The organism is Kitasatospora sp. NPDC127116 (genome assembly GCF_042677365.1).
GTDB classification, from domain to species: Bacteria; Actinomycetota; Actinomycetes; order Streptomycetales; family Streptomycetaceae; genus Kitasatospora; species Kitasatospora lactacystinica.
Genome location: NZ_JBHXTL010000019.1, coordinates 64,402 through 79,592, shown reverse-complemented (window position 1 = coordinate 79,592; position 15,191 = coordinate 64,402). Strand labels below are relative to the sequence as shown.

The window sequence follows — 15,191 nt, the reverse complement described above, 5'->3', positions numbered from 1 at the left end:
CGGGTCCTCAGAGGTCTCGGGCGGCGGCGGCCATGGTGTGCAGGGCGGTGGCGTAGGTGTCGATGAACTGCTCGGCGGTGCTGTCGGTGACCAGCGAGCGCTGGTGGTCCACCGCGAGCAGCACCCGCTGGGTGACCGGGTCCTGGATCACCGAGGCGCCGAAGGCGAAGCTGTTGGGTTCGTGGCGCAGGGTCGGCTCGGTGCCGATCCGGCCGTCCACGATGCGGGCCGAGCTGAGCCGGCCGAGGGCGTGGAAGCGCAGGTAGCCGAACTGGCTGTCCAGCGCGGTGTCGGTCATCAGCCGGGCGAGCCGGGCGAAGGGCACCCGGCGGTGCGGCATCATGTCCAGCTCCTCCCGGTGGACCTCGCGGACCAGGGCGAGCAGGTCGCCGGTGGGCTCGCAGCTCAGCGGGACGGTGTTGAGGAACAGCCCGTACACCTCGGTGCCGCCGAGCCGTTCCAGCCGGCCGTTGACGGCCAGGCCGGTGGTGACGCGCGGCTTCCCGGTGACGGCGGCGAGGGCGTGCAGGTGGGCGGCGAGCGCGACCGACTTGACCGGCACGCCGAGCGCGTCGGCGACGGTCCGCAGCTGGTCGGGCGCCTCGGGCAGCACCCGTTCGACGGTGCGCGGCGCCTCGTGCACGGACTCGCTGCCGGGGAACAGCTGGCCGCTGACGCCGGACAGCCGCTCGCGCCAGTAGCCGAGCGAGCGCTCGTCCCCGGCGGCCTGCCGTTCGACGGCCACGAAGTCGCGGAAGGCGGTGCGCGGCGGCGGGGTGGGCGCGCCGAGCGGATCGGCGGCGAGGGCGCCGTGGCGCTCCAGGATCTCGGTGAGCAGCGAGGTGAAGCTCCAGCCGTCGAGGATCGCGTGGTGCTCGGAGACGGTGAGCTGGAAGGCGTCCTCGGCCAGGCGCTGCACGGTGATCCGGAACAGCGGCGGGGCGGTGAGGTCGAAGGGCGTCCACCGGTGGGTGTCGAACACCTCGCGGATCGCGGTGTCCTGGTCCGCTTCGGCCGCGCCGCGCAGGTCGGCGAACTCAACGGGGGCGGGCAGCCGGCCGTGGACGAGCTGCAGCGGTTCGCCGTAGCCGGACAGGTCCAGGCCGGTGCGCAGCACGGCGTGGCGGTCCAGGGCCTCGGCGACGGAGCGGCGGAAGGCCTGTTCGTCGAGGTCGCCGGAGATCCGGTAGGAGTTGACGTTGTGGTAGCTGTCGGTGCCGCCGGCGATCTCCATGTGGAAGACCATGGAGAGCTGCATGGACACCATCGGGTAGGCGTCGACGACGCCGGGCGGCAGGTCGGCGCGGTCCTCCGGGGTGATCAGGGCGAACGGCTCGTGGGCGTCCGGGTCCTCGGTGACGGGCTTCGCCAGCGGCAGCAGGGCGGCGACGGTGGGGGCGTTGAAGACGTCGCGCAGGCTCAGCCCCCAGCCGCGCTCGTGCAGCGCGCCGGCCAGCTGGACGGCCCGGATGGAGTCGCCGCCGAGGTGGAAGAAGTCGTCGTGGACGCCGATGCCGTCCACCCCGAGGACCTCCGTCCAGACGGCGGCGAAGGCCTCCTCCTCCGGGGTGCGCGGCTCGACGTGGCGGCCCGCCGCGGCGGCGCTGCGCTGTCCGGGGGCGGGCAGGGCGGCGCGGTCCACCTTGCCGTTGACGGTGAGCGGCAGCGACTCCAGCACGGTGAAGGTCGCCGGGACCATGTACGGGGGCAGCGAGCGGCCGAGGAAGGCGCGGACGTCGGCGGGCTCGCGTCCGGTGACGTACGCGGCGAGGCGGTCCTCGTGCACGGTGACGACGCAGGCGTCGACGTCCGGGTGGGCGGCGAGGGCGTTCTCGATCTCGCCGAGCTCGATCCGGAAGCCGCGCAGCTTGACCTGGAAGTCGGCGCGCCCGATGTACTCCAGTCCGCCGCCGGGCAGCCGCCGGGCGACGTCGCCGGTGCGGTAGAGCCGGGCCCCGGGCGGGCCGTACGGGTCGGCGACGAAGCGCCCGGCGGTGAGGCCGGGGCGGCCCCAGTAGCCGTGGGCGAGGCTGCCGCCGCCGATGTACAGCTCGCCGGCCGCGCCGGGCGGCACCGGCCGCAGCCAGTCGTCCAGGACCTGGGCGCTCAGGTGCGGCATGGGCGTGCCGATCAGGCTGCGTTCGAAGCCCGCGCTGCCGGCCAGGTCGTGGGTGGTGACGTGGACGGTGGTCTCGGTGATGCCGTACAGGTTGCAGAGCCGGGCCGGGGGCGGCGGGTCGAGTTCGAACCAGCGCTGGACGACGGCCGGGTCCAGCGCCTCCCCGCCGAGCATGATCCACTTCAGCGCGGGCAGGGCGCGCGGGCTGCGGCGCAGCACCGGCTCCAGCTGGCGCAGCGCCGAGGGGGTGAGGCAGAGGCGGGTGACGCCCTCCTCCTCCAGCAGCTGGGCGAACTCCTCGGGCGAGCGGCTGGTCACGTACGGGACGACGACCAGGCGGGCGCCGTGCAGCAGGGCGCCCCACATCTCCCACACCGTCCAGTCGAAGGCGTAGCTGTGGAAGAGCGTCCAGGTCTCCTGCGGGCCGAAGCCGAAGTGCCGCTCGCCGTCCGCCATCAGCCGGCTGACGTGCTCGTGGGCGACGGCGACGCCCTTGGGGCGGCCGGTGGAGCCGGAGGTGAAGATGACGTAGGCGACGTCGCCGGGGCGGCCGGCGGCCGGCGGGCGGGTGTCCGGCCGGGCGGCCAGGTCGGCGGCCCCGGCGCTCAGGTCGTAGGCCTGCCAGGGGCCGTCGGGCACCAGGTCCGGGCGGTCGGTGACCACCAGGGCGACGCCGGTGTCGCCGAAGACCAGGGCGGCCCGGTCGGCGGGGGCGGCCAGGTCGACGGGCACGTAGGCGGCGCCGGTCTTGAGCACGCCGAGGACGGTGACCAGGACGTCGGCGGTGCGCTCCAGCAGCATGCCGATCCGGTCGCCGGGGCCGGCGCCGCGGGCGCGCAGGGCGTGCGCGAGGCGGTTGGCCCGGCGGTCCAGTTCGGCGTAGCTCAGGGTGCGGTCGGGGTCGCTGACGGCGGGCCGGTCGGGGTGGGCGTCGGCGGCCCGCTCGAACAGGTGGTGCAGGCAGTGGCCGGGGGTGTCGGTGGCCGTGCCCGCGTCCACGGGGCGGGTGGTCAGCCGCAGCACGGTGGCGTCGGGGTCGTCCAGGGCCGCGGTGAGCAGGGCGTCGTACTCGGCGGCCAGCCGGCGGACGGTCTGCGGGTCGAACAGCTCGCTGCGGTACTCGGCCTCGCCGCGCAGCTCGCCCCCGGCGTCCCCGCCGTCGAACACGGACCAGGTGAGGTCGAACTTGCTGGTGCCGTTGGAGCGCACCCGGCTGCGGGCGGTGGCCGCCGGGCCGAGCGCCAGCGGGCTGCGGTCCTCGCCGTGGGCGCCGAACACCACCTGGACCAGCGGCGGGTGCTGGGCGCTGCGGGCGGCGCCGAGCCGGTCGACGATCTGGTCGAAGGGCAGGTCGAGGTAGCCGTACGCCTCGAAGGCGACGTCCTGGACGTGCTCCAGCAGGTCCCGGAAGCCCAGCGCCGGCGCGAGCCGCAGGCGCAGCGGCAGCAGGTTCACGAAGTAGCCGAGCAGGTGCTCCAGTTCGGGGCGGTCCCGGGTGGTGACGGGGGTGCCGACCACCAGGTCGTCGGCGCCGGTCCAGCGGTTCAGCAGCAGGGCGAAGGCGGCCAGCTGGACGGTGAACGGGGTGACGCCCTCCGCCTCGGCCAGCGCGCGGACCCGCGCCGCCGTCCCGGGCGCGAGGCCGAACTCCTCGGTCCGGCCGGCCGCTCCGCGCTCGGCGGGCCGGGGCCGGTCGGTGGGCAGCTCCAGCAGGGCGGGGGCGCCGTCCAGCTGCTGCTTCCAGTAGGTCAGGTGCTCCTCGTAGGAGGTGCCGAGCTCCTCCTCGGCGCAGTCGGCGTACTGCACGGTCAGCTCCGGCAGCCGGGCCTGCCCGCCCCGCACCGCCGCGCCGTACAGCTCGGCGAGCTCGCGTTCGAAGACTTCGGCGGACCAGCCGTCCCAGACGATGTGGTGGACGGTGAACAGCACCGTGGTGCGCTCGTCGGCGAGCCGGAAGGCCTCGGCGCGCAGCAGCGGGCCGGCGGCCAGGTCGAAGGGCTCGGCGCAGCGGGCGGTGAGCAGGTCCTCCAGGCGCTCCTCCTGCCCGGGGCCGCTCAGCGGGCGCAGGTCGGTCACCGCGAGCGGCACGGCGAGGCGGTGGTGCACCTGCTGGCGGGGGCCGTCGGGGTGCAGCGCGAAGGTGGTGCGCAGCGTCTCGTGCCGGGCCGTGACGGCGTCCAGCGCGCGCTGGAGCAGGGCGAGGTCGAGCGGGCCGGTGACGTCGAGGGTCCAGGGGGTGCAGTAGGTGACGGCCCGCGGGTCGAGGCGGTCGAGGAACCAGAGGCCGCGCTGCAGCCCCGAGACGGGCGCGGTGCGCGCCGGGCGGTCGGACGGGCTCACGGCCTCGTTCCCTTCGTGTGCGGTGCGGCCCGTCATCGGGCGGCCAGCCGTTCGGCGATGGCGCTCACGGTCCGGGCCCGGAACACCAGTTGCGGGGGGACGCGGCTGCCGGTCTCCCGGGACAGCCGCATCGCGACCCGGACGGCGGCCAGCGAGTTGCCGCCGATCCGGAAGAAGTTGTCCTCGCGGCCGACCTCGGCGAGGTCGAGGACCTCGCGCATCGCCTCGGCGACCAGGCGTTCGGCCTCGGTCAGCGGGTCGGCGGCCCCGGTCGTCCCGGAGCCGTCGACGGCCCCCGTGGCGTCGGCGGCCCGGCGGCCGGCCGGGGCGGGCAGCGCCTTGCGGTCCACCTTGCCGTTGTGGTTGAGCGGCAGGGCGTCCAGGACGTCGAGGGTCGCGGGCACCATGTGCTCGGGCAGCAGGGCGGCCAGGTGGTCGAGCAGCGCGTCCGGGGCGGGGGCGCCGGCGGCGACGGTCACGTAGGCGGCGAGCCTGCGGTCGCCCGGGGCGGGCTCGTGGACGGCGACGGCGGCCTCCCGGACGGCCGGGTGGCGGGTGAGCGCGTCCTCGATCTCGCCGGGCTCGACCCGGAAGCCGCGGATCTTCACCTGGTCGTCGATCCGGCCGGTGACCTCCAGCAGGCCCTCGGCGTTGAGGTGGCCGAGGTCCCCGGTGCGGTAGAGGCGCTCGCCGGGGGCGCCGTACGGGGAGGCGACGAAGCGTTCGGCGGTGAGGCCGGGCCGGCCGAGGTAGCCGTGGGCGAGACCGCCGCCGGTGGCGTACAGCTCGCCGGTCGTTCCGGGCTCGACGGGGCGCAGCCGCTCGTCCAGGACGAGGACGCCCTTGCCGTTCAGCGGGACGCCGATCGGGACGGAGGCACCGGCGGTGTCGGCGGGGCCGACCCGGTGGCAGGTGGTCAGGCCGAGGCTCTCCACCGGGCCGTAGCCGTTGGCCACCGCCAGGCCCGGGTAGGCCTCCAGGGCCTTGGCCACATGGGTGACGGAGGCCCGCTCGCCGGCGGTGAAGGCCAGCTTGAGGCCGTCGTAGGTCTCCGGGAACTCCTCCAGCAGGAAGTTGAACAGGCTGGCGGAGAGCTGGAGCTGGGTGACGCCGTGGCGGCGGGTCAGCTCGGCGATGGTCTGCGGGTCCGGGCGCCGGCCGGGCTGGAGGACGCAGGCACCGCCGAAGCAGAGCGCGCCGTACAGCTCCAGGGCGAAGGCGTCCCAGGAGACCGGCGAGCACTGCAGCCAGACCTCCTCGGGGCCGAAGCGGGCGTAGTCCTGGCCGAGGTAGGTGGTGGTGAGCGCGCGGTGCGGGACGGCGACGCCCTTGGGGCGGCCGGTGGAGCCGGAGGTGAACATCACGCAGGCGAGGTCGGCGCCCCCGACCGGCAGGCCGAGGTCGTGCCCCGCGTACCGGGCGAGTTCGGCGGCCGAGGCGTCCAGGTCCACCTGCCGCCCGACCGGGAAGGGCACGGTGGCGCGCCGGTGGGTGACCACCGTGGCGGCGCCGGTGTCGGCGACCGCCCCGGCCAGCCGCTCGGCCGGGAAGTCCGGGTCGAGCAGGGTGTAGGCGGCGCCGGCCTTGAGGGCCGCCAGCAGGGCGACGACCAGCTCGGGCCCGCGCTCGGCCAGCACCGCGACGGTGTCGCCGCGTCCGATGCCGAGGCCCGTCAGGTGCCGGGCGAGCCGGTTCGCGGCGGTGTTCAACTCGCCGTAGCCGACGGTCCGTTCGCCGGAGATCAGGGCGACGGCCCGCGGGTCGCGGGCGGCCCGCGCCTCGAACAGGGCGTGCACCGGCACCTCGACGGCGGCGGCCAGGGTGCCCAGCCACTCCTCGCACAGGCCGGCCATGGTGTCCGGGGCGAAGAGGTCGCTGTCGTACTCGAAGCGGCCGGTGAAGCCGGCGCCCAGGTCGTCCACCGAGACGGACAGGTCGAAGCGGGAGACCGGGTTGGAGTGCAGGGCCCGGGTGACCTCGTGCCCGCCGACCGTGAACGGCCGGGGGTCCAGCGGGTGCAGCTCCAGCAGCACCTGGCAGAGCGGGTTGCGGTCCTCGGGGCGCTCGTCGAGCACGGCGCCCGCGATGTCGTCGAAGGGCACCTCCTGGTGGCGGTAGCCGCCGATCGACACCTCGCGCACGTGCCGGACCAGGTCGCGGAAGGAGGCGCCCTCCTCCAGCTTCAGCCGCAGCGGCAGCAGGTTGACGAAGTAGCCGATCAGGCCGTCGAGTTCGGCCCGGCCGCGGACGTTCACCGGCGAGCCGAGCACCAGGTCGCGCTGCCCGGACCGGCGGTGCAGGGTGAGGGCCAGCCCGGCCAGCAGCACCATGAACGGGGTGGCGTCCTCGCTGCGGGCGAGCGCCCGGACGGCCTCGGCCACCGGGCCGGGCATCGCGAAGCGGTGGAAGGCGCCGCGGAAGGCCTGCTCCTCGGGCCGGGGCCGGTCCGGCACCAGCGCGTCGGCGGTCGGCGCGTCGCGCAACTGCTCGCGCCAGTAGTCAAGTTGCCGCTCGGCGGTGTCGTCCTGGTACTGCCAGGCGGCGTAGTCGCCGTACTGGACGGCGAGCTCCGGCAGCTCGGCGGGCCGGCCCTCGGCCGAGGCGGCGTACAGCTCCTGGAGTTCGGCCTCCAGCACGGCCAGCGAGCCCTCGTCCCAGACGATGTGGTGCAGGAGCAGCAGCAGCGTGGTCGCCCCGTCGGCCCGGAAGACCCGGGCCCGCACCAGCGGCCCCCGCTCCAGGTCGAAGGGCTCCAGCGCGGCCTCGGCGACCAGGGCGTCCACCTGCTCGGCGGTGGTCTCGGTGAGCGTGAACGGCAGCTCCACGAAGGGGTGGACGACCTGGCGCGGACCGTCCTCGGCGAGCTCGAAGGTCGTCCGCAGGCTCTCGTGCCGCTCGACCACCCCGGCCAGTGCCCGCCGCAGCAGCTCGGGGTCGACCGGCCCGGAGAAGCGGAACACCCAGGGCACCACGTAGGTCGGCGCGTCCGGGTTCCACTGGTCGAGGAACCACAGCCCGCGCTGGAACTTGGACAGCGGGGCGTGGGCGGCGCCGGAGCGGACCGGGCCCGGGCGCGCGCCGCCGGACGCGGAGGTCACCGCGGCGGCGAACTCGGCCAGCGTCGGCGCGTCGAAGATGGTGTACGGCGACACCATGCCGAAGACGTCGAAGACCCGGCCCACCACCCGCACGGCCGTCAGCGAATCGCCGCCCAGGTGGAAGAAGTTGTCGTCGGCGCCGACCTCCGGCACCCCGAGCACGTCCGCCCAGACCGCCGCGATCAGCTGCTCGGCGGGGGTGCGCGGCGGGCGGCCGGCCGGCTTGCCCTGCGGCACGGTCCGCGGCTCGGGCAGCGCCCCGCGGTCCACCTTGCCGCCGGCCGTCAGCGGGAAGGCGTCCAGCGCGGTGAGCGTCGCCGGGACCATGTGCTCGGGCAGCCGCTCGGCCAGCCAGGCCCGGGCCTCGGCGTACCCCGGCGCGGCGCCGGTGACGTACGCGGCCAGCCGGCCCTCGTGCGCCACCACGACGCAGCCGGTGACACCGGGGTGACCGGCCAGCACCTGCTCGATCTCGCCCGGCTCGACCCGGAAGCCGCGGATCTTCACCTGGTGGTCGCCGCGGCCGAGGAACTCCAGCGGGCCGTCCTCGGCGGTGCGGCGCACCAGGTCGCCGGTGCGGTACATCCGGGCCCCGCCGGCCCCGTCGGCCGCCGCGAACGGGTCGGCGACGAAGCGGCCGGCGGTGAGGCCGGGACGACCGAGGTAGCCGGAGGCCAACAACGGCCCCCCGACGTACAGTTCGCCCGCCTCGCCGGGCGGCACCGGCCGCAGCCGCCCGTCCAGCACGTGGAGGCGGCGCGCGCCGACCCCGGTGCCGATCGGCACCCGGGCGGCGGGCTGCTCCGGCGTGCCGTCGAGCCGGTGGGTGGTGGCGGTGACCACGGTCTCGGTCGGGCCGTAGGCGTTCAGCAGCGGCACCCCGGTCGCCGACCACCAGGCGGCGGCGGTGGCGGGCTCCAGCTTGTCGCTGCCGGAGATCATCAGCCGCAGGGTGCGCGGCACCCGGCCGCCCAGGGCCGCCACCACGTCCTGGAAGTAGCCCGCGGCCAGGTTGGCGACGGTGACGCCCTCGGCGTCCAGCAGGTCCAGCAGCGCGGCCGGGGCCAGGAGCCGCTGCTCCGGCAGGACCAGGCAGGCCCCGGCGGACAGCGCGCCGAGCACCTGCTCGACGGCCACGTCCACGGTCGGACGGGCGAACTGCAGCACCACGTCCCGCTCGGTCAGGCCGAAGGTCTCGACGACACCGGCCAGGTGGCCGGCCAGGGCGGCGAGCGGCACGTGCACGCCCTTGGGGCGGCCGGTGGTGCCGGAGGTGTAGATGACGTAGCCGGCGCCGGCGTTCCCGCCCGCCCCTGCGCCGATCTCGGTGAGCTCCTCGCCGTCCAGGGCGAGGTGGGCCCCGGCGTCCTCGGCGATCCAGCGGTTGCGCTCCTCGGGGGCCTCCCAGTCCAGCGGCAGGTAGGTGGCGCCGGCCCGCAGCGCCGCGAGCAGCGCGACCACGTGGTCCAGCCGGTCGCGGCCGGTCACGGCGACCGTCCGGCCGGGGGCGAGCCGGGCGGCCAGGGCGGCGGTCAGGCCGTCCAGCTCCCGGTAGCCGACCGTCCGGCCGCCGGCCCGGACGGCCGGCCGCTCCGGGAAGCGGGCGACGGCGGAGGCGAACGGCGCGAAACCGGGCGCCGTGAATTCGGTGGGGAAACCGCGCGAGGACATCATCCAACCCCAGATCGTGAGAGAAATCGGCGACGAAAGCGACGATAGGGGGAATTCGACGGCCCTATCGGCAGAATGAGCGGAAGGAAATCGGCAGTTTCATCATGCCGCTTTCCAGGCAGGCCAGGGCTACCGGCCGAGGGTGTTTCAGGAATTCTCGGGGGACCAGACGTCCGCCCCGTCCAGGGCCTCGGGGGAATATTTCCCGAGCGAACTGATCAGCAGCCGGAGTTCCAGCGCCAGGCATTCCGCGAAACGGCGCAGACCGGATTCCCGGTCCTCCGCGACGGCGAGCAGCGCCGCCCGTCCGAGGCCCACCGCACGGGCCCCCAGCGCCAGGCTCTTGACCGCCCGGGCGCCTTCCCAGATCCGCCCGGAGACCAGCAGGGAGGGCGGCGGCGCGGCCGCCAGCCGGCGCAGGCACTCCGCGAGCGGCAGGCCGACGTGCGGCAGGAACACCCCCGGCGCCCAGCCGGTGCCGCCCTCGGCGCCGTCCACCACGACGGCGTCCGCCCCGGCCTCGTGCGCCACCCGGGCGGCCTCGGCCACGTCCCGGCCGGGGTAGAGCTTCACCCAGATCCGCACCCGCGGGTAGTTGTTGCGCATCAGCCGGATCTGCTGGCGCAGGATCTCCGCGGTGAAGGTGCCCGGGGTGGCGGCGCGCAGCACCCGGCCGTCGCCGAACAGCGGGTCCAGCCCGAAGCGGTCGCCGAGCGCGGCGGCGGCTTCCGCGTCCAGCACGGTCATCCCGCCCAGACCCGGCTTGGCCCCCTGGCCGACCTTCAACTCGAAGGCCAGCCGCCCGGATTCGAGCAGCGGCAGGGCGGCCGGATCGCTGTGGACGAGGTTCCACACCTCGGCGTCGGCGTCCTCGGTGCTCTGCTGCACGGCCACGCCGCCCAGCCCGTCCGGGAGTTGCTCGCCGTAGGCGCGCAGCCGGCCGAGCAGGGTGCGGTCGGCCGCCTCGCCGAGCCGGCCGTAGCCGTTGACCGGCACCACGTTCTCGCCGATCACCATCGGGATCCCGAGCGCCCCGGCCTGCCGGCTCAGGGCCAGCCCGAGGTCGCCGCCGGCCGCCCGGGTGGAGCCGGTCGCGGACACGTAGACCGGCAGCGCCGAGGCGAACCCGCCGATGGCGGTGGCGAGTTCGACATCCCGGTAGTCGGGTTCGCGGCCGAGGTCGATCAGCTTGGCGAGCCGCTGCGGCAGGAACAGCGGCGGGACGATCCGCAGGGCGTCGAGCGCGTCGTTCGGCGCGGGCTCCCCGGGCCGGCCGGCGCCGAACAGCACCCGCCCGTACTCCTCGGCGGGCGGGAACGCCGCGGCCGCCCCGACGCGGGCCCGCCGCCGGACCTCCTCCTCCGGAAAGCCGGGCGCGGTCAGGTCCTTCACGGCGGCGGCGCCCGCCCCGCTCCGCTCGACGGTGAGCTCGCTGTGCTCCCTCACGGTGACACCACCCCGGCGACCTTGGGGAACGCGCTGGCCTGCCAGACGGCGTCCAGCCCGGCGACGTACCGGGTGAGCCGCTCCACCCCGATGCCGAAGCCCGCGCTGGCCGGCACGCCCTCGCGCACCAGGTCCAGGTACCAGCGGTACTTCTGCGGGTTCTCGCCGGTCTCCCGCATCCGGGTGACGATCTCCGCGTAGTCGTTGGTGCGCTGGCTTCCGCTGCACAGCTCGCCGTAGCCCTCGGGCGCGAGCAGGTCGAAGTTCCGCAGCAGGCCCGGGTCCTCCGGGTGCTCGCGGTCGTAGAAGCCGCGCGAGCCCTTCGGGTAGTCGGTGACGAAGAACGGCCGGTCGCGCCGGTCCGACAGCAATGCCTCGCCCTCCCAGTCGAGTTCGGCGTCCAGGCTCTGCGGGTGGCCGATGCCGCGCAGTTCGGCCACCGCCTCGGCGTGCCGGACGCGGCCGAACGAGCCCTTCAGGAGCTCGGCGAAGGCCTGCGGGTCCCGGCCGAGTTCGGCGAACTCCTTGGGCAGCTCGCGCACCGTGCTGTCGACCATGTGCACCACCAGCTCCTCGGCCAGCTGGACGGCGTCGTCCCGGCTCGCGCCGGCGACCTCCACGTCCAGCTGGTGGAACTCGGCCAGGTGCCGGCTCGTCCCGGCGGTCTCCAGCGGCTCCAGCCGGACGTTCGGGGCGATGCAGAAGATCTTGTCGAAGGCGAGCAGCGAGGCCTGCTTGTACAGGATCGCGCTGGTCATCAGCTTGTAGCGGTGGCCGTAGAAGTCGATGTCCACCTGCTTGGAGCCGCGCGCACCGGGGTCGGTGACCGGGCCGATGATCGGCGGCAGCAGCTCGGTGAAGCCCCGGCCGCGCAGGAACTCGCGGGCGGCGGCGAGCAGTTGCTGCTGGATCCGCAGGGCGCTGCGGGTGGTCGGGGCGGTCAGGTGCCGGCCCGGATCGACCGGGGGCCGGGGCGTGGTGTCGGGCATGGTCGGGGTCCTGTTCTCTCGGGTGGTCCGTGGCCCGCCGTCAAAGGCGCGGGCGGTCGTCGGTGGTGGAGCGGCGGGCGGGCGGGGGTGCTTGAACGACGGGCGGGGGTGCTGGAGCGGCGGGCGGGCGGGCAGGGCTTCGCGGCCCGGCGGGCGGCTCAGCGCGCCACGGGCAGGCCCCGGGCGGCGGACGCAGCCGCGGCGGCGGCCGCGTACTCGGCCCGGCCGTCGTAGCCGCGCCGGACGTGGGAGAGGGCGGCCAGCAGCCCGGCCGAGCCGAGGATCGGCGCCCGGCCGCGCTCGACGAGCCCCGCGATCGGCATCGAGCCGACGCCGGACCAGTGCAGCCGGCCGTCCGGGCCCAGCGAACTGCCCGTTCGCCCGGCGTTGTCGGGGTGCAGGCAGTACGGCACGTCCAGGTAGCCGGCCGCGAACGCCCGCACCAGGGCCCGCCCGACGTCGGCGTCCAGGTCGAGCACCGCGCCGATCAGCGCCCTGGCCTCGGCCTCGATCCCGGTGTCCGGCACGGCGGCGGGTCGTGGCCGGCCCCGCTCCGCCGCGGCGGCCGCGGCCGCGGTCTCCAGCGCCCGGACGTTCTCGGCGACGGTCGGGATGCGGTGCGCCTCGGCCGTGGTCTTGACGATCAGCCGGGCCGCGCCGCCGCGCACCGCGAGCCGCGCCGCGTCCTCCAGCAGCAGCCGCGCGCCGCCGGGCGAGAGCGGGTACACGCCCATGTACGCGTACACCACGAGGTGCCGGTCGACGTCCGCGAGCAGCTCCCCCGCGATCCGGCCGAGCGCGGCCAGCGCCTCCTCGTCCTGGCGGGCGTTGGCCTGCTGGGCGTAGCTGAGCGAGATGCTGCGCAGCCCGTTCTGACGGAAGAACAGCGCCTCCAGCACACTGATGGCGATCAGCAGCGAGGGCGGGCAGAGCTGTCCCATCATGCAGCCGCCGAACGTCTCCAGGTGCGGCTCGGCGCCGAACTCCCGGGCAGAGGCGAGGATTTCGCAGCTGCGCCGCCAGCGCGCCACCGCCTCGTGCAGCGGGGTGCGGCCGTACGGCAGGCAGTAGGAGACCGGTCCGCCCTCGGTGGCGTCCAGGCCGGCCGCCAGCAGCGCCTCGACGATCCGCTCCGGCGCGGCCGAGCCGTGCCGGACCTGCACCGGGAAGCCCGCGTCCGCCACCCCGCGCAGCACCTCCCGGGTGACCTCGACCGGGTGGGTGACGATCGGGTAGCCGTTGAGGCCCGCGCCGGCGGCCAGGGCGCGCCGCGCGGCGTCGAGGTCGCCGGTGCGGGTGTAGCTGTCCAGGGTGATGGTGCCGACGGTGACGGCGGCCGCCCCCCGGGTGGCGAGCAGGCCCTCCCGCATCACGGCCGCCCGCGCCATGCCCATCCGGGGCTGGACCACCAGGGCGCCGGCCTCGGCGGCCTGCGCCACGAACGCGCCGAAGCCCGCCCGGGCGGGACCCGCCGCAGCGGGGCCCGTCACCGCGGCATCCGTCGCAGCGGGGCCCGTCACCACAGGATCCGTCACAGCAGGACCCCGGAGCGCAGCCCGCCGACGAACTCGCGGAACCCGGCCACCGCGGCGCCCTCCTCGAAGACCGCGTCGAAGCCGGCCGCCAGCAGCGTCCGCTCGCGGTCGGGGTCGTCGGCCCCGGCGATGCCGAGCTTGCCGCCGATGACGGTCGGGGTGCGCCGCAGTTCCGGGCAGGCGCGGAGGGCCTCGATCACCCGCAGGCCCTCCTGGAAGCCGTGCCCGTTGACGCTGCTGATCACGATCAGGTCCGGTTCGATCCGGCGGCATTCGGAGATCAGCAGCGCGTCCGGGACGCACGCGCCCAGATTCGTCACCCGGTGGCCCGTCTCCTCCAGCAGGAACTGGAGGAAGACCAGGTTCCAGGTGTGCGAATCCGAGGCCGTCGTCGTCACGACGACGTCCAGACCGTTCTGTTCGGCGTTTCCGTGCTCCACGACTCAGCCCTCATCGGTAGAGATCCTCGATGGCGTTCCGGCGCGTTCCCGCGGCGGTCCGGCCCCACGGAGAACGCTAGGAACGATCGGGCCCGGCAAGCGGCAGCTCCTGCGGCATTAAGCGGCAGAATCGGCAGAATCGGCAGCCGTTCGACGCCTCGCGGTCAGCCCGCGACGGCCAGCAGCGGGCCGTCCCCCGCCGGCCCCAGCCGGATCCCGGGCTCCTCCCGGACGAGGCGCCGGCACAGGTTGAGCACCGTGAAGCGCACGCCGTCCCGGGCGGGCACGCTGCGGATCAGCCCGCGCGACAGCAGCTCGTGCACCGTGGCCAGGCAGGCCTGCAGCGTCCAGCCGCTGCGGACCACCGCGTCCTCCCCCGACCAGTCCCCCGGCTCGTCCACGAGCACCTCCAGCAGGGCGCGCTGGCGTTCCGTCAGGCGCCGGATCGCCGGCTCCACCTCGTCCCGCAGGTCACCGCGCGCCCCGAACACCACGGGCGGCGCCGCCAGCGTGAACGGGACGACCGCCAGCCCGGCCACCAGCTGGGAGGTGGACTGCACCAGCGCCCACCCCGCCGCGCGCTCCAGCGCGCCCGGCAGGCCGTCCAGGCGGCGGCAGAGCTCCGCGACGGCGGGCGCCTCGGAGCGCTCCAGGGTGTAGCCGGGGCGCAGCCGGCACAGGTGCGAGAGCAGCAGCCGGACGGCCCCGACCTGCGCCAGCGCCTCCGGTTCGGCGTCGAGCTCGGGGGCCGGGACGGGCAGCGGCGCGAGCGGGATGACCTGTCCCCCGGGCAGCGGCCGGGCCTCCCGGGCGGTGATCAGCACCCGCAGCCCGGGGCAGCGGTGGAACAGCCCGTCCAGCTGCCCGGCGTCCACCCCGCCGTCGGCGCCGTCCAGCACCAGCAGGGCGGGCCGCTCGCCGATGTTCCGGGCGAGGTCGTCCAGCGGCGCGCGCCAGGGGTGCGGGCCGCCGCCGCAGTCCACCCAGCGCACCGACCAGCGGACGGCCAGGTGCAGCCGGCGGGCCACCTCCAGGGCGAGCCGGGTCTTGCCGACCCCGCCCAGGCCCACCAGCGAGACCAGCCGGTCCCCGTGCACGGCGAAGGCGTCCGCCAGCACCTCGGCCTCCATGTCCCGGCCGACGATCGCCCCGCGGGCCACCGGCGGGGCGGCCGGCTCGGCCACCGGCTCGTCCGCGAGCGGGTGCCGGCGGGCGGTCTCCTCGAAGTCCGTCCGGCTGCGGCCCTCCAGCCGCAGCGCGTCCGCCAGCAGCCGGACGGTCTCGTTGCGGGGCCGGCGCACCCGGCCGCTCTCCATGTCCCGGATCGCCCGCACGCTCAGGGTCGCGTGATCGGCCAGGCACTGCTGGGTCAGCCCAACCCGCTCGCGCCGTAGCCGCAGCAGCTCGCCGAAGCCCGCCGCCGTTCTCACCGCTTGCACCGACTGCCCGCCGTCCATGCCTCGTCTGCCCTTCGTGGTCCGGACTCCTCCTGGCGTCGGGACGGTGGCGGCCTCAGCTCCGGGCGCCCGCACGGCCCGTGGTCCGGCCGTACG

General features: G+C 75.7%; 7 protein-coding genes. All 7 read right to left on the bottom strand.

Going from position 1 to position 15,191, the window contains the following annotated elements:
* Positions 1-7: 7 nt before the first annotated feature.
* On the bottom strand, positions 8-4,459 hold the full coding sequence (locus ACFVHV_RS11590; protein ID WP_380350836.1) for an amino acid adenylation domain-containing protein: 4,452 nt from the start codon (positions 4,457-4,459) through the stop codon (positions 8-10).
* Between the two features lie 32 nt (positions 4,460-4,491).
* On the bottom strand, positions 4,492-9,231 hold the full coding sequence (locus ACFVHV_RS11585; protein ID WP_380350834.1) for an amino acid adenylation domain-containing protein: 4,740 nt from the start codon (positions 9,229-9,231) through the stop codon (positions 4,492-4,494).
* Positions 9,232-9,375: 144 nt separating this feature from the next.
* On the bottom strand, positions 9,376-10,620 hold the full coding sequence (locus tag ACFVHV_RS11580; protein ID WP_359898340.1) for a glutamate synthase-related protein: 1,245 nt from the start codon (positions 10,618-10,620) through the stop codon (positions 9,376-9,378).
* Between the two features lie 50 nt (positions 10,621-10,670).
* Entirely contained in the window at positions 10,671-11,663 is a 993-nt protein-coding gene (locus ACFVHV_RS11575) for an asparagine synthetase A (protein WP_359898265.1), read from the bottom strand.
* Between the two features lie 158 nt (positions 11,664-11,821).
* Positions 11,822-13,153 carry a methylaspartate mutase gene (locus tag ACFVHV_RS11570; protein WP_380350832.1) on the bottom strand — a complete coding sequence of 444 codons (1,332 nt, stop codon included), beginning with the start codon at positions 13,151-13,153 and terminating at the stop codon, positions 11,822-11,824.
* Positions 13,154-13,194: 41 nt separating this feature from the next.
* Entirely contained in the window at positions 13,195-13,638 is a 444-nt protein-coding gene (locus ACFVHV_RS11565) for a cobalamin-dependent protein (RefSeq protein WP_359898267.1), read from the bottom strand.
* A 164-nt stretch (positions 13,639-13,802) separates the two neighbouring features.
* Positions 13,803-15,077 carry a helix-turn-helix domain-containing protein gene (locus tag ACFVHV_RS11560; RefSeq protein WP_359898268.1) on the bottom strand — a complete coding sequence of 425 codons (1,275 nt, stop codon included), beginning with the start codon at positions 15,075-15,077 and terminating at the stop codon, positions 13,803-13,805.
* Between the last annotated feature and the right edge of the window lie 114 nt (positions 15,078-15,191).